Annotated in this window: 16 protein-coding genes; 11 read left to right on the top strand and 5 right to left on the bottom strand. The window is 64.8% G+C overall.

Annotated elements, in window-relative coordinates:
- Nucleotides 1-110: 110 nt before the first annotated feature.
- The 6 genes from pqqB (at nt 111) to HAP48_RS03630 (ending at nt 4,998) form a co-directional block, all read left to right on the top strand.
- Nucleotides 111-1,031 carry a pyrroloquinoline quinone biosynthesis protein PqqB gene (gene pqqB, locus HAP48_RS03605; RefSeq protein WP_166214685.1) on the top strand — a complete coding sequence of 307 codons (921 nt, stop codon included), beginning with the start codon at nt 111-113 and terminating at the stop codon, nt 1,029-1,031.
- Between the two features lie 20 nt (nt 1,032-1,051).
- A complete protein-coding gene (gene pqqC, locus HAP48_RS03610; RefSeq protein WP_029079046.1) occupies nt 1,052-1,807 on the top strand; it encodes a pyrroloquinoline-quinone synthase PqqC in 756 nt (251 codons plus the stop codon).
- A gap of 66 nt (nt 1,808-1,873) precedes the next feature.
- Nucleotides 1,874-2,182: a pyrroloquinoline quinone biosynthesis peptide chaperone PqqD gene (pqqD, locus tag HAP48_RS03615; protein WP_166214683.1), complete on the top strand. Its 309-nt coding sequence runs from the start codon at nt 1,874-1,876 to the stop codon at nt 2,180-2,182.
- Entirely contained in the window at nt 2,179-3,399 is a 1,221-nt protein-coding gene (gene pqqE / locus HAP48_RS03620; RefSeq protein ID WP_166214681.1) for a pyrroloquinoline quinone biosynthesis protein PqqE, read from the top strand. The genes pqqD and pqqE overlap by 4 nt, the downstream gene beginning before the upstream one ends.
- Nucleotides 3,389-4,363, top strand: coding sequence for a prolyl aminopeptidase (pip, locus tag HAP48_RS03625; RefSeq protein WP_166214679.1), 975 nt, complete (start codon nt 3,389-3,391; stop codon nt 4,361-4,363). The genes pqqE and pip overlap by 11 nt, the downstream gene beginning before the upstream one ends.
- Before the next feature lie 11 nt (nt 4,364-4,374).
- Nucleotides 4,375-4,998 (top strand): hypothetical protein, encoded by a 624-nt coding sequence (locus HAP48_RS03630; RefSeq protein ID WP_166214677.1) that lies wholly within the window; start codon nt 4,375-4,377, stop codon nt 4,996-4,998.
- A 461-nt stretch (nt 4,999-5,459) separates the two neighbouring features.
- Here the strand turns inward: HAP48_RS03630 and HAP48_RS03635 are convergent, their stop codons facing one another.
- From HAP48_RS03635 to HAP48_RS03650, 4 genes are all read right to left on the bottom strand, one after another.
- Nucleotides 5,460-5,630 carry a hypothetical protein gene (locus tag HAP48_RS03635; protein WP_166202930.1) on the bottom strand — a complete coding sequence of 57 codons (171 nt, stop codon included), beginning with the start codon at nt 5,628-5,630 and terminating at the stop codon, nt 5,460-5,462.
- A gap of 75 nt (nt 5,631-5,705) precedes the next feature.
- On the bottom strand, nt 5,706-6,899 hold the full coding sequence (locus HAP48_RS03640; RefSeq protein ID WP_166214675.1) for a DUF1501 domain-containing protein: 1,194 nt from the start codon (nt 6,897-6,899) through the stop codon (nt 5,706-5,708).
- Between the two features lie 15 nt (nt 6,900-6,914).
- Nucleotides 6,915-8,459 (bottom strand): DUF1800 domain-containing protein, encoded by a 1,545-nt coding sequence (locus HAP48_RS03645; RefSeq protein WP_166214673.1) that lies wholly within the window; start codon nt 8,457-8,459, stop codon nt 6,915-6,917.
- Nucleotides 8,460-8,494: 35 nt separating this feature from the next.
- Nucleotides 8,495-10,771 (bottom strand): caspase family protein, encoded by a 2,277-nt coding sequence (locus HAP48_RS03650; protein ID WP_166214671.1) that lies wholly within the window; start codon nt 10,769-10,771, stop codon nt 8,495-8,497.
- 194 nt (nt 10,772-10,965) lie between these two features.
- Here HAP48_RS03650 and HAP48_RS03655 point away from each other — a divergent pair, with 194 nt between their 5' ends.
- From HAP48_RS03655 to HAP48_RS03675, 5 genes are all read left to right on the top strand, one after another.
- Nucleotides 10,966-11,637, top strand: a complete 672-nt coding sequence (locus HAP48_RS03655; protein WP_166214669.1) for a DUF4286 family protein — start codon at nt 10,966-10,968, stop codon at nt 11,635-11,637.
- A gap of 241 nt (nt 11,638-11,878) precedes the next feature.
- Nucleotides 11,879-13,678, top strand: a complete 1,800-nt coding sequence (locus tag HAP48_RS03660) for an FAD-dependent oxidoreductase (protein WP_166214668.1) — start codon at nt 11,879-11,881, stop codon at nt 13,676-13,678.
- Nucleotides 13,648-15,495 (top strand): 2-oxoacid:acceptor oxidoreductase subunit alpha, encoded by a 1,848-nt coding sequence (locus HAP48_RS03665; protein WP_166214666.1) that lies wholly within the window; start codon nt 13,648-13,650, stop codon nt 15,493-15,495. The genes HAP48_RS03660 and HAP48_RS03665 overlap by 31 nt, the downstream gene beginning before the upstream one ends.
- Entirely contained in the window at nt 15,492-16,547 is a 1,056-nt protein-coding gene (locus HAP48_RS03670) for a 2-oxoacid:ferredoxin oxidoreductase subunit beta (RefSeq protein ID WP_166214664.1), read from the top strand. Before HAP48_RS03665 ends, HAP48_RS03670 begins: the two co-directional genes overlap by 4 nt.
- An 87-nt stretch (nt 16,548-16,634) precedes the next feature.
- A complete protein-coding gene (locus HAP48_RS03675; protein WP_224496897.1) occupies nt 16,635-17,978 on the top strand; it encodes an adenylate/guanylate cyclase domain-containing protein in 1,344 nt (447 codons plus the stop codon).
- 69 nt (nt 17,979-18,047) lie between these two features.
- On the opposite strand, the gene HAP48_RS03680 is transcribed toward HAP48_RS03675, so the two are convergent.
- On the bottom strand, nt 18,048-19,244 hold the full coding sequence (locus tag HAP48_RS03680) for an ABC transporter substrate-binding protein (protein WP_420869850.1): 1,197 nt from the start codon (nt 19,242-19,244) through the stop codon (nt 18,048-18,050).
- Nucleotides 19,245-19,392: the final 148 nt, after the last annotated feature.

A 19,392-nucleotide genomic window follows, 5' to 3' on the forward strand; every position in this document is an offset into this window, starting at 1 on the left:
AAGGGAGTGTGTTCAAATCCGGGGTCCACCTCGTAACGTTTCTGGGTCCCAATCAAACTCTGGGTCCCAATCAAACCTCGTCAGGGCCAAACTTCTCCAGGGGACGGATCATGCTTCGTGTCGTCGTCCTGGGTGCCGCGGCGGGTGGCGGCGTTCCGCAGTGGAACTGCGGGTGTGCCGTCTGCAGGACGGCGCGAAGCGATCATCCGGAATTGCAGAGCACGCAAGCCTCGATCGCCGTCAGCGGCGACGGCGCGCACTGGTTCCTGGTCAACGCTTCCCCCGATCTGCGTCAGCAGCTGATCGCCACGCCGCAGCTGCATCCGAAGCCCGGCGCCTTGCGCCACAGCCCGATCGCCGGCGTCATCCTCACCAATGGCGAGATCGATGCGGTCGCGGGGCTGCTGTCGATGCGCGAGGGTTCGCCATTTGCGATCTACGCCCATGAGCGGGTGCTCGCGATCCTGCGCTCGAACAGCATCTTCAACGTGCTCAGTGAAAAGAACGTCGCGCGACGGCCGATCGCGGTGGATCAGGGCTTTGAACCGGCTTTGTCCGACGGATCGCCGTCGGGGCTCGAGGTGCTGCCGTTCGAGGTTCCCGGCAAGGGCGCCTGGTATCTCGAGGGCAAGGCGCACCCGGCGGGCGCCGGCGATACGCTCGGCCTGCGTATTGCGGACAAGCGCAGCGGCCAATACTTCTACTTCCTGGCCGCCTGCGCGCGGGTCACCGACGACCTGAAATCGCGGCTCAAGGGCGCCCCACTGGTGTTCTTCGACGGCACGGTGTGGCGCGACGACGAACTGATCGCGGCGGGCCTTGGCAACAAGACCGGCCAGGGCATGGGACACATCGCGATGTCGGGCGATCAGGGTGCGATCGCGAGCCTCGCCGGGCTCGACATCGGACGAAAAGTGTTTTTGCATATCAACAACTCCAACCCGGCGCTGCTTGGGACCTCGGCCGAGCGCAAGGCGGCCGAACAGGCGGGCTGGCAGATTCCTTCCGACGGAACGGAGATCGTGCTGTGAATGTGGTGCCTACAAACGGAATGACCGCGCTCTCGATCGGCAAGGGCATCACGCTCGACAGCGCCGAGGCGATGGAGGCGACGCTGCGCCAGATCGGCGCGACGCGCTATCACAGCCTGCACCCGTTCCACCGCCTGCTGCACGGCGGCAAGCTGAACAAGGGCCAGGTCCAGGCCTGGGCGCTCAACCGCTATTATTACCAGAGCACGATCCCGCTGAAGGACGCGATGGTGATCTCGCGCTTCCGCGACCGCAACACACGGGTCGAGTGGCGTCACCGCATCGAGGATCATGACGGCGATCTCGGCACTGAGGGCGGCATCGAGCGCTGGCTGAAGCTGACCGAAGGCCTCGGCCTTGCCACGGCCTATGTGGAATCCACCGAAGGGATTTTGCCGGCGACGCGCTTCGCCGTCGAAGCCTATGTGCATTTCTGCCGCGACCGCACGCCGCTGGAGGCGATCGCCTCCTCGCTCACCGAATTGTTCGCGCCGAACCTGCACGAGGAGCGCATCTCGGGAATGCTGAAGCATTACGACTTCGTCAACCCCGATATCATGAGCTATTTCAGCCGCCGCCTGACCCAGGCGCCGCGCGACGCCGGCTTTGCGCTCGAATACGTCAAGCAGCACGCCAAGACGCCGGCCGAGCGCGAAGCGGTATGCAACGCGCTGATCTTCAAGACCAACGTGCTGTGGGTGCAGCTCGACGCGCTGTATCACGCCTATGTCGACGGCCACATTCCGCCCGGCGCCTTCGTGCCGAAAGCGAGCTAGAGCATGATCCGGAAAAGTGGGAACCGGTTTTCCGAAAGATCATGCTCAAATAAAGAGACTTAGATCATGGCCAGCCGCAACATCAGCGTCAGCGAGACCAGCCGGCCGAAACTGCCGCGCCACACCAGGCTGAAATTCGACGAGACGCGGCAGGTCTGGGTGATCCTGGCGCCGGAACGCGTGCTGGCGCCGGACGAGATCGCGGTCGAGGTGCTGCATCTCTGCGACGGCGTGCGCAATGTCGCCGAGATGGTGGACCAGCTCGCGGAAAAATACGCCGCGCCACGCGAGGCGATCGCGACCGACGTGATTGCAATGCTGCAGGATCTGGCCGACAAGGGCTTTCTCACCGAAGCGCGCGAGAGCACAGCATGAGTGACACGCTCGCCGACAACAAGACGACACCATCAGGCCCGAGCGACGGGCTCGCGGTGCTGGAAGGCGCCCGCTCGGCGGCCGAAACCTACGGCATCCCGCTCGCGGTGCTGCTCGAGATCACCCACCGCTGCCCGCTGCAATGCCCCTATTGCTCGAATCCGGTCGAGCTCGACCGCGGCTCTACCGAGCTCACCACCGACGAATGGAAGAAGGTGCTGAGCGAGCTTGCCGAACTCGGCGTGCTGCAGATCCATTTCTCCGGCGGCGAGCCGACCGCGCGCAAGGACATCGTCGAGCTGGTGCAGCATGCGACCGATGTCGGGCTCTATTCCAACCTGATCACCTCGGCCGTGCTGCTGACCAGGGCCAAGCTCGCGGCGCTGGCCGATGCCGGCCTCAGCCATGTGCAGATCAGTTTCCAGGGCAACGAACCCATCGTCGCGGATCGCGTGGCCGGGCTGAAGGACGCGCACAAAAAGAAGCTCGAGGTCGCGAAATGGACGCGCGAGCTTGAACTGCCGCTCACGGTGAATGCCGTGATGCACCGGCAGAACCTGCATCAGCTCCCCGACATCATCCAGATGGCGGTCGACCTCGACGCCGACCGGCTCGAGGTCGCCAACGTGCAGTATTACGGCTGGGCGCTGAAGAACCGCGCCGCGCTGATGCCGACGGTCGCGCAGATCGAAGAGACCAGCCGCCTCGTCGAGGAGGCGCAGGCCCGCCTGAAGGGCACGCTCGCGATCGACTACGTCGTTCCGGATTACTACGCGCTGCGGCCGAAGAAATGCATGGGCGGCTGGGGCCGCCAGTTCTTCAACATCTCGCCGGCCGGCAAGGTGCTGCCGTGCCACGCCGCCGAAAGCATCACCGGGCTCGAATTCGAGTCGGTGCGCTCGAACCATTCGATCGCCTGGATCTGGCAGAACTCGGAGGCCTTCAACCGCTATCGCGGCACGGGCTGGATGCCGGAGCCGTGCAAGTCCTGCGAATTCCGCGAGGTCGATTACGGCGGCTGCCGCTGCCAGGCCTTTGCCCTGACCGGCGACGCCGGCAACACCGATCCGGCCTGTGCGCTGTCGCCGCGGCACGAGGAGATCTTCAAGCAGGCCGAGCAGGAATCCGCCGGCATGCAGAATCGTTTCCTCTATCGCAATTTTGCCGGCGGCACGCTGGAGGCGGACGAACGCCAGGACAAACGTGATGGCGCCTGACGCCGATGCTGGCAAGGCCGCGAGGCGCGCCGATCCTTTTGCTCCCCTGACATCGGAATGGCTCGATGTCGGCAGTGGCCACAACCTCCATGTCGAGAGCGTTGGGCGCGAAGGCGGCGTTCCCGCGGTCTATCTGCATGGTGGTCCCGGCAGCGGTTGCCAGCCCGATCATCGCCGGCTGTTCGATCCCGAGCGCTTTCACGCCGTGCTGTTCGACCAGCGCGGCTGCGGCCGTAGCCGGCCGAAGGGCAGCCGCGACCACAACACGACGCAGCATTTGATTGCGGACATGGAGAAGATCCGCGAGCGGTTCGGCTTCGCGCGCTGGATGGTGGTCGGCGGCTCCTGGGGCGCGACGCTGGCGCTGGCCTATGCGCAAGCCCATCCCGAGCGCGTCAGCGGCCTGGTGCTGCGCGCGACGTTTCTCGGCACCAGCGACGAGCTGGAGGATGTCTTCCTGCGGACCTTGCCGCGGTTCTATCCGTCCCTCCACAAAGACTTCCTCAACTTCCTGCCCGAGCAGGACCGTGCAGCGCCGCTTGCGGCCTATTACCGCCGCATCCTCGATCCCGACGCCGCGGTGCATGCGCCGGCCGCGCGCGCCTGGCACGACACCGAGCGCACGCTGTCGGAGCATACGCCGAAGCAGACGCGGCTCGATCTCAAGTCATCAGGCGCCCTGCCCTCGACGCCGTTCATGGAAGCGCATTACTTCGCCAATGATTGCTTCATGCGGCCGAACCAGCTGATGGACGACGCCGGCAAGCTCGCCGGCATTCCCGGCATCCTGGTGCAGGGCCGCTACGATCTGCTGTGCCCGCCCGCGACCTCGCACGCGCTCGCCGCGCGCTGGCCGGACAGCGAGGTCCGCATCATCGATGGCGCCGGCCACATCCTCTACGACCCCGGCATCCGCAACGCCGTGATGAAGGCGATCGCCGATGTGGCGGCGAAGGCGACGTGAGATTGCGTTCAATGGCAACCGCGGTGGGATTCGATACCATCTTCACGGCGCGCTCAAAACGCTGCCAGGCATCGGGCTCTAGTTCAATTTCTCGGATATCGGATTTCTTCGCCATGCCAGACACCGATTTGAAGGCCCTGTATGCTGCAGTGGGCCGAGCTATTAGCGAGTGGGAAACGCTCGAGGCTCACCTTTCATATACGTACTCGATATTCGAGGGCAGACCAGTAGATAGCGCGCTACTGAGAGACTATGGCCGCGAGGCCCGGATATTCAGAACAAGGATGGAGGCTGTTCGAGCCTCTGCCGAAAAGTACTTTCAGTCGCACCCAAACCAAGAGCAAGAGGCCCGCTTCGAGGCGCTTGTCTCAAAAGCCGAAGAACTATCTACACTTAGAAACCGAATAGCCCATGGCATGGTTATGGGCCAGCAGGCATCTCCCGGCCAAACTCTATATTCGCTAATTCCCCCTTCCCATGGCTTTCACCACCTGACCAAAAAGGACGGCGGCGAAAGCTACAGCTACGATTCAAAGGAAATAGAGGCGCATACCGACAGCTTTATCAAGCTTGCGACCGACGTGCAGAAGTTCAATCACGAGCGCCACCCGCCGTATGGAGCCCGCAACCCATAGCAAGCAGAATTTTTCTGGCGAGGTTCCGGGCGCCATAGTGTGTAATGTCATCCAGTTCACACTCAATTACTGCCGCGATCTTCAGCACATCTTCAGCTGACTGGCCGGGGTAGAGTGCGACACCAATATCGCCCACTACTCCACACACCATGCCTCCGTACAATTGCCTGGGCGCGCCAGCCTCGTTAGACGAAGCGCCTGTTCGATATCGCCCGCTAACTGCGCTCGGCGCTTTGCTAGGCCGTTCAAGGCAAGTTCGTTCATCATTTTTCACGGCTGATGAATGGATATCGAAATCAAAAATCCGACTCCGATGAGGGAAACAATCAAAATGGATCTGAGATAGGAGATTATTTCCCTGAATTGCTCGTCCATCATGCTTAACCCCGCAATGTCGTGAGGGTGAGGAATCTAGCATTGCGGGCAGCTTGGGTCGCCGCTTTGGAAGGTGAGTTTGCTACCTAATGCCGGATCAAACCGGCGAAGAACGCCCGGTACTCGGTCAGAACAAGATAGTCGCGGTTCTGGAGCAGCGTTGGCTGCGCGACCTGGACCTGCTCGCCGGCCAGGCGGCCGCCCTTGCGCGATTTCTGAATAATAGAAGAATACCGCTGATTTGCCCGACGTGTCAAGTTGCCGTGTCGAACACCGGCAACCGACGGCTACTTTGCATGGGGTTGTTTTCGATATTTTGGCAGTGCCCCCCTTCAAACCAAATTCAGATCCTTCGGCTTGATGCCGGTGAAGATGCGCTCGAGGCTCGGCTGCTGCAGGCCGTAGACGCGCTGGATCAGGCCGGCGAAGAACGCCCTGTAGTCGGTCAGCACGGGATAATCGCGGTTCTGGAACAGTGTCGCCTCCGCGACCTTGACCTGCTCGCCGGCCATCCGTCCGCCATTGATGCCGCCGCCCATCACCCAATAGACGCTGCCATGGCCGTGATCGGTGCCGTGGTTGCCGTTCTCGCGGAAGGTGCGGCCGAATTCGGAGATCACGACCACGACGGTGTCGCGCCACATCGCCGGCCCGATCTCCTCGGCGAAACCGGCAAGGCCGCGGCCGAGCTCACCGAGGCGGCTGGCAAGATAGCCGGTCGCCGCACCCTGGTTGACATGGGTGTCCCAGCCGCCGACATCGACGAAGCCGAGATTGAACTGCTCGCGCATCAAGTGCCCGATCCGGCGCGCCGACAGCTCGAAGCCGCGTGGCGAGACTGCGCCGCGGTTTGCCGCCGTCATCTCCTCGGAGACGGATTTGTAGACATCGTCGCGGACGCGAAAGCCCTCCGCCACCGAGTTCGCCAGACTGCCCTGCGTGTACATCTGCTTGATCAATTGCGCCTGGCGGTCGTCGACCCCGGGCTTGCTGACGCTCGCGATGCTGGTGTTCGGGACCTGGGCGTGGCCGCGGAAGATCAGCGGCAGCTGATCGGTGAAGGAGATCGGCTTCACCCGCGTCAGCTCGCTGGCCAGCCGGCTCATGAAGCCGGAGCGGTAGTCGCGGCTGCCGCCGACCGTCTGCCCGAGCTCGATCGTGTCCTGGGTCTCGAAATGACTGCGCGAGAGGTCGTCGGTACAACCGGCGAACGGAACGAATGCGATCTCGCGTTTGGCCCACAGCGGATAGATCGAATCACGCAGCGCCGGATGCAGCCCCCATCCGGCATCGAGCGCCAGCGCAGCGTTCGGATTGCCGGCATCCGGCCGCGCGATCGCAAGCGTCGGGCGCGTGGCGTAGTAGAACTCGCTGCCGACCGGCACGATCACATTGGCGGCGTCGTAGGCGCCGCGCAGGAACACGACGAGCAGCCGCGCGTCGGTCGCGGGCGCCGCCCAGACCCGGCCGGCAACGGTGAGAGACGCGGAAGCAGCGAAGGCCTTGATCAGGTCGCGGCGGTTCATTGGCGAACCTCCCTTTCAGTGCATGAACTCCGGTGACGACAGGAACAGCGTGTTCCAGTCCTGCGGCGAGACCGCCTGGTCGAGGGCGGCGAGCGTGGTCGGGCTCAGCGTCTGCCTGATGGTGCTGAAGTAGAGTGCATTCATGACCTGCGGAAACGCCGGCTGGTCGACGGTATTGGGCTCGTTCGGCTTGAACAGCCCGGCCGAGCCGGAGCCGATCGCCCGCGCGATCTCGAAGCGCAGCATCATCTGCCCCGGCCCGTTCCAGGCCGTCGACAGCATCGAATAACCGTCGGGCGTCTCGTGATTGAACAGGCCTTCCGACAGCCGATTGAGCCAGCCCTGGATCGGCATCGTGTTGAGAATGACCTTGGTGTCGTAGGCGAGCCGCACCGCCGAGATCACATAGAGCACCGGATCCTTGAACTTGGCGCCATCCTTCAGCGTCGCGCTGAACTCGGGCGCGTGCACCAGCGTCGACATCACGGCCGCGATATCGCCGTCGGTCTTCTCGAACGTCTGCGCCATACGCTGCACCAGCGCGTCGGGCGGATTGTCGGACACGAAATAGGTCGCGAGCTGCCTTGCGATATGCGTGGCGGTGGCCGGGTGACGGCAGAGGATGTCGAGGGCTTCGTCGACCTCGGCAAGGCCGCGGCCCTTGATCTGATGGCCGAGGAAGGTCTTGTCGCCATAGTCGTGGCGCGCCGGATTGAACTCGAAACCGCCTTCACGGACCAGCTGGGATTGCAGTTCCGGCTTCAGCTTCGGATCCTCCGACGCGAAGTCGACGCCGACGCCGGTGAGGATGCGCGCCAGCGCTTCGACGTCGGCCTGGGTATAGCCGGAGCCGACGCCCATGGTGTGCAGCTCCATGATCTCGCGCGCGTAGTTCTCGTTGCGGTGGCCGGCCGCGTTGTCGGCATTGTCGAGATAGCGCAGCATCACCGGATGATGCAGCGTCGCGGCGAGCAGGTCGTGGAATTTGCCGAGCGCATGGTCGCGGATCGCGTGATCCTCGTAGTCGCCCAGCAGCACGCGGATGGTGGCCTTGTACTGGAACACGTTGAAGTGGTTGTACCAGAACCAGGTCATGCGCTCGCGCAGCTGATCCGGCGCATAGAGCGCGCGCAGGATGGTGCGGGCCGCGGCCTGCTTGACGCGATCGTTCATGCCCTGCTGAAACACCGTCTGCGCCGCCCGGCGCTGCTCGGGATCGGCGACCTGGTTGGCCGATTTGGCCTGCAAGTCGAAGGCGACCGCGATATCGAACGGAAAGCGGTGCACGTCGGGCATCGCCTCGATCTGCGCATGCACCGCCGGCGGCAGCGCGGCGTTGGCCGGGTGCAATTGCTCCTGCAGCCAGCGTTCGACGCCGACCTCGCGCAGATGCGCCGCGCTCGAGGCGTTGACGCCCCAGCTCAGGCGATCGAGCAGCGCGACGTCCTGCGCTGCGAGTTCGGCCGCCTGTGCGGGCTGGCGGCACGCCACCAGCCCGATGATTGTGCCGATCAGGAATTTCGCGACGCTCCGCGACCCGAGCGAGGCCGTGATGCTCATGGATGCTGACCTGCCCGGCGCATGACGTCACGCCCTCAGTGTTTGCACTTGCCGGGAGGACAGGCCGGCGCTGCCCGCGCCGGCGCGGGCCTCGGCGGCGGCGCTGCGCGTTGCGCCTGCACCGCAGGCCGCGGCGGCGGCGGTGCAGCACGCGGAGCCGGTGCCGGCGCCGGACGCGGCGCAACGGCTGCGGCGCGCGGCGGCGGAGCTGCGGCACGCTGCGGCGCGGGCCGCGAGACCGGTGGCGGCGACACCGCCGCACGCGCGGGTGCCGACCGCGCAGCCGGCGTCGGCCGTGCCGGTGCCGCGCGGCTCGCCGGCGACGGCGCCGTTGCGGGCTTCACATTGCTGGTCGGCGCCGTCGCGGCATGCGAGAGCGGCTGCCTCCCCGGTTTGCCGCCGGTCGCGGGTGACGCGGGTGCGTTTGCCGCCGGGACAGCCGTGGGCTCGGCCGGAGGCGCAGGCTGCGCATTGGCAGGCGCCATCGCGGTCGCCGGCTTGCCTGGCGGGAGCGCATTCGGCTTTGCGCCGGGTTGCCCGGCGCCAGGTTGCGCCGTACCCGACTGCACGGCGCCATGCGGCGTCGCGTTGGCCGGCGCGGTCGCCGACTGCGGCAGCGGCGGGCCATTCTTCGCGCCCGGCAGAGTGTGCGCGCCCGGCGCGCCCGGTGCGGTTGGCGCGCCCATCGTATTCGGCGCAGCCGCCGCGTTCGGTGCCGCGCCTGGAGCTCCCATCGCCGCGCCTTGTGCCGGCGTCACGCCTTGCGGCGCGCCCGGCCGTGCCAGATTGGCGCGCTGCATCGCCGCCGCCGGCAGTTGCGGTGCCGCCGTCACCGGCGCGCCGCCCATCGCCGCCGTCACCCCGGCGGCATGGAGCTGCGCCGGCGTGGGGTTGGGATTGTTGATCACCGTGTTGATCACAGTCGTGTTGTGGATGTTGTTGAACACGATGTTGTTCTGCGGCGGCACGACATAGGCCGGCGCAGCGACATAGGCCGGGATCGCCACGAAGAACGGCGTCGGCAGCACGAACAGGCCGATCGGCGGCGGTGGTGGCGGCAGCACGACGAAGTCCGGCGGCGGCGGCGGCAGGAAGAACACCGGCGGCGGCGGAGGCGGCGCGAAGGCGAACAGCGGATCGGTGTAATAGAGCACCGGGCGGTCGACATAGACGATCTCGTCGGGCGGCGGCGGCGGCACATCGTAGTCCAGCACCGTGAACTGCGGCGGCGGCTCCAGCGCGGCCGACAGATAGGCGAGCCGGCGCCTTGCGTCGTAGGCATGCGGCCCGCGCGGATAACGCCGCAGATACGACCAATAAGCATCCGGCGTGTCGGCGTTATAGGTGCGCCGCCAGGTGATGGCCTCGCGCCGCGCCGCGACGATCGCGCGCACCCGCTTGGCCAGCGGATCGGTCGGATAGGCCTGCAGATAATCCTCGTAGCCTTGCAGCGTGTCGCGCTCCAGCGCTGCGGCGTAGGCATCCTGCGCCGGGAAATCGCGGATCGGCTTGGTGCGCAGTCCGGCATCGACCTGCTGCGGCGGCGCATCCGGCTTGCGCTCGAAGAACATGAACGGCGCGTCGACCTTCTGTGCATTCCAGGGGATCTCGGCGCCCTTGGTCATCTCGTTGACGCGCAGGCGAACGCGGTCGAACATTTCGGGCAGGGTCAGGCCGCCGGCGCGGATCATTTCCGCCAACGCCTGCGCGTAGGGCCCGTAAGGCGGCGCCCCGTCAGGCGCAACGGTGCCGGGCGCCGAGTTGAAGGCGATCAGCATCTTCGGATCGGGATCGACCAGCGCAAGGCCACCGGCCAGCGGCTGGCCTTCCTTGGCGAACGGATTGCTGCGCGCCGCATCGAGCACGATCACGCCCGCCTTGATCGGCAGCGCCGACAATTGACGGCTGTAATCCGAGATGCGGATCGCCTCGACCGGCACGTCGGTGTCGCGGGCGATCTTGGCATCGACAGGCACGAAGTAATTCTCGCCGGTGAGCTGCACGCCGTAGCCGGCGAGATAGACGAAGGCGACGGTGTTCGGCCCGGCGTCCTGCACCTTCTGCATAAAATCGCGGAACGACTTGCGCAGCGTCTCGCCATCGAGATCGCGGGCCCCGATGACGTCGAAGCCGGCGGCCTGCAAGGTCTGCGCAATCAGACCGGCATCGTTGGCGGCAGTCTGCAGCGCGCCGGCCTCATAGGCGCCGTTGCCGACAACCAGCGCGAGGCGTTTCTCCTGATCCTGCGCGTGCACGGGAAGCGACGCGAGCGACACCAGACCGACAATCAATGCCCACAGAATGCGCGCCATAGCGGTCGTCCCTTTGCTTCTCGAGAGTTTGCGAAACGAATGGAAATGCTACCTCTGTGAACCCGCGCTGAACAGGATTGCAGCAATTGTGGCAATCCTTGGTATGCACGCTCTCGGGCACTGGGAACCGGCTTCCCTGCCCCGCGCTATCAGGCGATATTGCGCAGATAAAACAGGCAAAAAAGGAGCACTCGATGCCGATCGCCGGACAAGGCATGCTGCTGACGTCGATGGATATCGACGGCTTACACGAGGCTGAATTCAATCGCTGGTACGATCGCGAGCATCTCGAAGAACGCGTCGCCATCGACGGATTCGCGGAAGCCCGCCGCTACGTCGCTCACGACGGCAAGCCGAAATATCTCAGCCTCTATTCGACCGCGACCTTCGACGTGCTCGAGAGCCCGGCCTACCGCACGGCGCTCGCCAACCAGACCGACTGGTCGAAGGCCAATATCGCGCGCTTTCAGAACATGATCCGCGGCGTCGCGCGCATCACGATCAGCCGCGGCGTCGGCAGGGGCGCTGCGCTCGGTATCATCCGGCTGCGTCCGCCGGCGGACGGTGCGGACAAACTCCGCGCTGCATTGCGGGAGCAACTCGATCCGGCATCGCGCGACCGCATCATCTCGATGCACCTGTTGGAGAACGACCCTGTGCTGTCGAAGCCGCTCACGCCGGAGGCAGCGAAGGCCGATCCCGGCGCCGGCGACTGGTTCGTGCTGATCGACGCCACCGATGTCGGCGCGGTCCCTGCGGCCGCGGCGGCTATCACCGGCAACGCAGCCTTGAAACCGCTGGTGGTCACCAGCGGCGTCTACCGGCTGTTGTGGGATATCGCGAAGAGCGACCTTCCGCGCGGATGACGGTACGTCGCGGCGGCGCACGCATGCTGCACCGCCACATGACGCGAATGAGATTAACGCTAGACGCACATCAGCCGCGCGAAAGCGGATGATCGGACAATTTAGCCTTTGCCTTCACTGGAACGGCTCTAATAAGATAAACCTATGATCCAATTCAAAAACCAGAACAACGCCACGTGAGCGTTCATCGTCAACGATAAGGCCGCGCGGTCAGGCTTTTTCGCGCGGGTCAAAGGTAGGAATGAAACCGACTGATATCTCGGCACCGGATTACTTTCATAAAGTAGTCGATTGCCAATGGGCCTGCCCCGCACACACCCCCGTTCCCGAGTACATCCGGTTGATTGCTGAGGGGCGTTATAGCGACGCCTACATGATCAATTGGCAGTCCAACGTGTTCCCCGGGATCCTGGGCCGCACCTGTGACCGTCCATGCGAGCCGGCCTGCCGCCGCGGCCGCGTCGAGGAAACTCCGGTCGCGATCTGCCGCCTGAAGCGCGTCGCCGCCGACTTCAAGGACGACATCAAGCATCGGCTGCCGAAGCCGGGACCGAAGAACGGCAAGCGCATCGCGCTGGTCGGCGGCGGCCCCGCCTCGCTTGCGGTGGCGCGCGATCTGGCGCCGCTCGGCTATCACTGCAGCGTGTTCGACGGCGACGCCAAGGCCGGCGGCATGATGCGGAGCCAGATTCCAAAGTTCCGCCTGCCCGACAGCGTGATCGACGAGGAGACCGACTACGTCCTCAACATCGGTGTCGAGTTCAAGGGCGGCCAGCGCGTCGACAGCCTGAAGCAGCTTCTCGCCGAGAACTACGATGCGGTCTTTGTCGGCTCGGGCGCGCCGCGCGGCCGCGAGCTCGACATTCCCGGCCGCAAGGAGGCTGCCGCCAATATCCATATCGGGATCGAGTGGCTGGCCAACGTGTCGTTCGGCCATGTCGACAAGATCGGCCGCCGCGTCATCGTGCTCGGCGGCGGCAACACCGCGATGGATTGCTGCCGCACCGCGCGCCGCCTCGGCGGCGAGGACGTCAAGGTGATCGTGCGCTCGGGTTTCGAGGAAATGAAGGCCTCGCCCTGGGAAAAGGAAGACGCGATCCACGAGGACATCCCGATCCTCAATTTCATGGTGCCGGTGGCATTCAAGCATGTGGCGGGCAAGCTCATCGGCGTCACCTTCCAGAAGGTGCAAGCCGAGTACGACGCCAAGGGCCGCCGCAATCTGGTGCCCTCGGGCGAGCCTGACCAGACCATTCCCTGCGACGATGTGCTCGTTGCGGTCGGCCAGGAGAATGCGTTCCCCTGGATCGAAGCCGATTGCGGCATCGAATTCGACAAGTGGCACATGCCGAAGGTCGACCCCAAGACGTTCGTCTCGACCAATCCCAAGGTGTTCTTCGGCGGCGACGCCGCGTTCGGGCCGAAGAACATCATCTGGGCGGTGGCGCACGGCCACGATGCCGCACTTTCCATTCACAGGATGCTGTCCGGCGAGGACATCAACGAGCGCCCGCTGCCCGAGGTGCACGTCTCCTCGCAGAAGATGGGCATCCACGAGTGGAGCTACGACAACGACATCTCCGCCGACAAGCGCTTCAAGGTGCCGCATCGCGACAAGGTGATCGCGCTGAAGGATATCCGCGCCGAGGTCGAGCTCGGCTACGACCTCAAGCTCGCGCTCGGTGAGGCGCAGCGCTGCCTGAATTGCGACGTACAGACAGTGTTTTCCGCGCCGCTCTGCATCGAATGCGACGCCTGCGTCGACATCTGTCCGATGGACTGCATCACCTTCACCGAGAACGGTGAGGAGGATGAGCTGCGGCAACGGTTGAAAGCGCCCTCGCCGCATCACGACCAGGCGCTTTACATCGCAGAAGGCCTGAAGACTGGGCGGGTGATGGCAAAGGACGAAGACGTCTGCCTGCATTGCGGGCTGTGTGCCGAGCGCTGCCCGACCGGCGCCTGGGACATGCAGAAGTACCTCATCGATATGGTTCAAGCGGGATCAACATGTCAGTCCAAAGCCCGATCAGCAGCGTAAACGACTTCGTCGTCCGTTTCGCCAACGTCAACGGTTCGGGCTCGGCTTCCGCCAACGAGCTGTTCGCGCGCTCGATCCTGCGCCACGGCGTGCCGGTCAGCCCGCGCAACATCTTCCCCTCCAACATCCAGGGCCTGCCGACCTGGTATGAGGTGCGCGTCACCGAGGAAGGCCATCTCGGCGCCCGCGGCGGCGTCGACATGATGGTGGCGATGAACCCGCAGACCTGGGACAAGGACGTCGCCTCGATCGAGCCCGGCGGCTATCTGTTCTACGATTCGACCAAGCCGATGCCGACGTCGAAATTCCGCGAGGACATCACCGTCATCGGCGTGCCGCTGACCGCGATCACCAACTCGACCTACACCGATCCGCGGCAGCGCCAGCTGTTCAAGAACATCATCTATCTCGGCGCGCTCTGTGCGTTGCTCGACCTCGACCCCAAGCTGGTCGAGCAGCTGATCGGCGAGCAGTACAAGGGCAAGGAGAAGCTGCTTTCTTCCAACGTCCATGCGCTGCATCTCGGCCGCGACTGGGCGCTGCAGAACCTGAAGTGCCCGACCGGGCTGCGGGTGAAGAAGTCCGACAAGGTCGGCGACCGCATCTTCATCGAGGGCAACAGCGCGGCCGCGCTCGGCGCCGTCTACGGCGGCGCCACCGTGTGCGCCTGGTATCCGATCACGCCGTCATCGTCGGTGGCGGAGGCCTTCACCAGCCACTGCAAGAAGTATCGCCACGATCCCGAGACCGGCAAGGCGAAATACGCCATCGTGCAGGGCGAGGACGAGCTCGCCTCGATCGGCATCGTGATCGGCGCCTCCTGGAACGGCGCGCGGGCCTTCACCGCGACCTCGGGCCCGGGCATCTCGCTGATGACCGAGTTCATCGGCCTGTCCTATTTCGCCGAGATCCCGGCCGTGATCATGAACATCCAGCGCGCCGGCCCCTCGACGGGCATGCCGACCCGCACGCAGCAATGCGACGTGATCGCCTGCGCCTATGCCTCGCACGGCGACACCAAGCACGTGCTGCTGTTCCCGGAAGATCCGGCCGAGGCGTTCGAGTTCGCCGCCGCCGCCTTCGATCTCGCCGAGCGGCTGCAGACCACGATCTTCCTGATGCTCGATCTCGACATCGGCATGAACCACCGGCTGTGCCGCCCGCTGAAGTGGGATGACGCAAGGCAGTACGACCGTGGCAAGGTGATGACCGCGGAGATGCTCGAGGAAGGCCGCGACTTCGGCCGCTATCTCGACGTCGACGGCGACGGCATCCCCTATCGGACCTATCCCGGTACGCATCCGACCAAGGGATCCTACTTCACCCGCGGCACGTCGCGCGACCGCTACGCGCGCTATTCCGAGGAAGGCGCCGTCTACGCCGACAACATGCAGCGCCTGGTGCGCAAGTTCGAGACCGCGCAGGACATGGTGCCGCGGCCGCTGCAGGCCAATGCGGCGAAGCCGACCAAATGCGGCGTGATCTATTTCGGCTCGACCTCGCCCGCGATGGACGAGGCGATCGGAATCCTGGAGTCGCGCGGCCATCAGCTCGACCGCATGCGCATCCGCGCCTTCCCGTTCCACTCCAGCGTCGCGAGCTTCATCGCCGATCACGACTTCGTCTATGTGGTCGAGCAGAACCGCGACGCGCAGCTCCGCCAGCTGATCGTCAACGAGAACGGCATCGACCCTGTGCGGCTGGTGCCGATCCTGCACTATGACGGCACGCCGATCACCGCGCGCTTCATCGCCAATTCGATCGGCGACCATCAGGATCATCTCAAGGTGACCCCTCTCCGCAAGGCCGTGACATGACCTACATTGCAAAGCCGAAGTTTCATCATCCTGGCCTGAAGAAGAACGAGCTGGGCTATACCCATCGCGATTACGAGGGGAAGATCTCGACCCTGTGCGCCGGCTGCGGCCACGATTCGATCACCGCCTCGATCATCGAGGCCTGCTACGAGCTCTCGATCGAGCCGCACCGGGTGGCGAAGATCTCCGGCATCGGCTGCTCGTCGAAGACGCCGGACTATTTCCTCGGCAATTCGCACGGCTTCAACTCGGTGCATGGCCGCATGCCGTCGGTGTTGACCGGCGCCAACCTCGCCAACCGCGACCTGATCTATCTCGGCGTTTCCGGTGACGGCGATTCCGCCTCGATCGGCTTCGGCCAGTTCGCGCATTCGATCCGGCGCGCCGTCAACATGACCTACATCGTCGAGAACAACGGCGTGTACGGCCTGACCAAGGGCCAGTTCTCGGCGACCGCCGACCGCGGCTCGAAGTCCAAGAAGGGCGTCACCAACACCGACAACGCGATCGACCTGGTCGCAATCGCGCTGCAGCTCGGCGCCACCTTCGTGGCGCGCAGCTTCTCCGGCGACAAGACCCAGCTGGTGCCGCTGATCGCGGCCGCCATTCGCCACAAGGGCGCCTCCTTCATCGACGTGATCAGCCCCTGCATAGCCTTCAACAACCACGCCGGCTCGACCAAGAGTTTTGACTATGTCCGCGAGCACAATGACGCGGTGAACCGCCTCGACGTGCTGGTCGGCCGCGAGCCGATCAGCGTCGACTACGCGCCCGGCACGGTGCAGGTGGTCGAGCAGCATGACGGCACGCGGCTCGCGCTGCGCAAGCTCGACGCCGACTACGATCCGCACGACCGGCTCGGAGCACAGACCTTCCTGCAGAAGCATGCGGCCAAGGGCCAGATCGTCACCGGTCTGCTCTATGTCGATCCGGATGCCGAGGATCTGCACACCCATCTCGACACCGTCGAAACCCCGCTCAACACGATGGACGAACAGGCGCTGTGCCCCGGTTCGGCCGTGCTGGACAAGATCAACGCCAGCCTACGCTGACCCCCGCAGGCCCCGGCCGTCGCGCCGGATGTCGGTTCTCCGGCCAGCCGGAATGTTTGCTATGCTGCGCGCGGAGCTCTCGCCGGGATGATCCCGGTGAGCGAGCGGGGGCCATCGATGCAGCCGGCGACGCAATACGCAAAGAGTGGCGACGTCCACATCGCCTATCAGGTGTTTGGCAACGGGCCGATCAACCTGGTCATGGTGCCGGGCTTCGTCTCGAACGTCGAAAACTACTGGGACCAACCCGACTTTGCCCGCTTCCTCAATCGCCTCGCGAGCTATGCCCGCGTCGTGACCTTCGACAAGCGCGGCACCGGCGGTTCGGACCGCGTGCCCGAGCTCCCTGGTCTCGACGTGCGGATGGATGACCTGCGCGCGGTGATGGATGCCAACGGCATGGAGCAGGCCGCGCTGCTCGGGATCTCCGAGGGCGCGCCGCTGTCCGCGATTTTCGCGGCCACCTATCCGGACCGCTGTCGCGCTTTGGTGCTCTACGGCAGCTTCTCGCGCTTTTCCTACTGGTTTCCGACCGACGAGGCCTTGGCCGCGTTCTTCGTTTATGTCGACAACGCCTGGGGCACCGGCGGCAGCGTGCAACGCTTCGCTCCCTCGCACGCCGACGACGCGGCGTTCCAACGCTGGTGGGCGCGCAATGAGCGGCTGGGCGCCAACCCCACAGCGGTGAAGGCGCTGATGCAGATGAACAGCCAAATCGAGATCGGCGGCATCCTTCCGGCGGTCCGCGTGCCAACACTGGTGATCCACCGCAGCGAAGATCAAGTCGTCAATGTCGCGGGCGGACGTGACGTTGCCGCCAGGATTCCGGGCGCGCGCCTGCTCGAGTTGCCCGGAAGCGATCACATCTTCTATCTCGGCGACAATGCCGAGGAGATCGCCGACGCGATCGAGGAGTTCCTGACCGGATCACGCGGCGCCGTCGCGATCGACCGCGTGCTGGCCACGGTGATGTTTACCGACATCGTCGGCTCGACCGAGAAGGCGGCTGAGCTGGGTGATCGGCGCTGGCGCCACCTGCTCGACGATCATCATGCCATCATTCGCCGCGTGCTGACGCAGTTTCGCGGGCGCGAGGTGAAGACGACGGGAGACGGCTTTTTCGCGACATTCGATGGGCCGGCCCGCGGCGTCCGATGCGCCTGCGCCATCGCGCAGGAGATCAGGCCGCTCGGCATCGAAATCCGCGCCGGGCTGCACACAGGCGAATGCGAGATGATGGGCGACGACGTGGGTGGCATTGCAGTTCACATCGGGGCGCGGGTCGCCGCGCTTGCCGCTGCGAGCGAGGTGCTTGTGTCCGGCACCGTGAAGGACCTCGTCGCAGGTTCTGGATTGCGCTTCGACCCCCGCGGCAATCGCGCGCTCAAGGGTATTCCGGGCGAGTGGCAGATCTTTGCTGCTGGGGGTTAGCAGCCTCGCGCGTCCGCGCCGTGCCTTCCGGACTGCGCCGGAAGGCCCGGATTGCGCGCGATGGGCCGGCTACTTGTCGCTCAGCACGTCGCCAAACAGTGCCCACGACTTGCCGTCGAACCGCGCCATCTGGATCTGGCGGATCGGCGTCACATTGTCGGGCTCGGTCTGCACCTTGATGCCCGGCAGCAGCATCGGCAGTTCGAGCGCCTTCAAATTGGTGGCCTGCTTGATGATGTTGTCGCGGCTGTAATCGCCGTTGCAGTTCTTCAGCACCGCCGTCATCACTTGGGCGACCGTGTAGCCCTGCACGTTGAACAGATCGCCCGGGCTCGCATTCGGCTGGTACTTCTTCATCCAGGCCGAAAACTCCTTCTGCGCGGGATCGTCGGCCCAGCGCGGATCGGTCGGGTCCTTCAGATAAAGGCCGGTGACGACGCCGATGACGTTCTCGAGCCCGGCCGGCTCCAGCACGGCGGAGACGGAGTTGGAGACGGTCGGCAGGATGGTGAGCGGCTTCCAGCCCATGCTCGCCGCCTTGCGCAGCGCCTGGGCTGCGAATTTCGGCGTCGCTTCGGCGAAGAATACGTCCGCACCGGACTCGCGCATCGTCACCATCTGGGAATCAATGGTCGGGTCGGTCGTGAGGTACGTGGTCTCCGCGACGATCTGGCCGACATGCTCGCCAAGCCCGTCCTTGAAACCCCTGAGATAATCCTTGCCGGCGTCCTCGTTCGGCGTGATGACGGCGATCTTGGCGTCCGGCTTGGTCTTCAGGATGTATTTTGCGTAGAGCCGGCCTTCCAGTTCGTAGGTCGGATTGAAGCCGACCGTCCACGGGAACTGCTTCGGGTCGTTCCAGCGCGTCGCGCCGGAGGACACGAAGAGCTGCGGCACGTGCTTGATGTTCAGATACTTCTGCACGGAGATGTTGGGCGCGGTGCCGACCGCGCTGAAGATCGCGAGCACTTCGTCCTGCTCGACGAGCTTGCGGGTTTGCTCGACGGTCTTCGAGGGCGAATAGGCATCGTCCAGACTCTCGAAGTCGATCTTGCGGCCGTTGATGCCGCCCTGATCGTTGAGCATCTGGAAATAGGCGGCTTCGGCGCGTGCGATCGTGCCGTAGGCCGATGCCGGGCCGCTATAGGGCGCGGTGTTTCCGATCCTGATCGCGGTGTCGGCGGCAACGGACGGTGAGATCGACGCGGCCGTGAGCGCGGTGAAGGCGAGAAAGCCCGCCAGGCGGGAGCGAGTTGACAAGGGCATATCCTTTTCTTGGTCTTCTTGACGCGGCGCACATTATCAATCGCGCCCGCGCAGGCAATCGCCAACAAGCTCCAGGAAGATGGCTGCGCAATTTCCGCATGCCGGCAGTCACGTTCGCGCGCAGGAGCGCTTGCGCTTTCAAACTCCG

Origin of the sequence: Bradyrhizobium septentrionale (assembly GCF_011516645.4) — a bacterium.
GTDB lineage: Bacteria > Pseudomonadota > Alphaproteobacteria > Rhizobiales > Xanthobacteraceae > Bradyrhizobium > Bradyrhizobium septentrionale.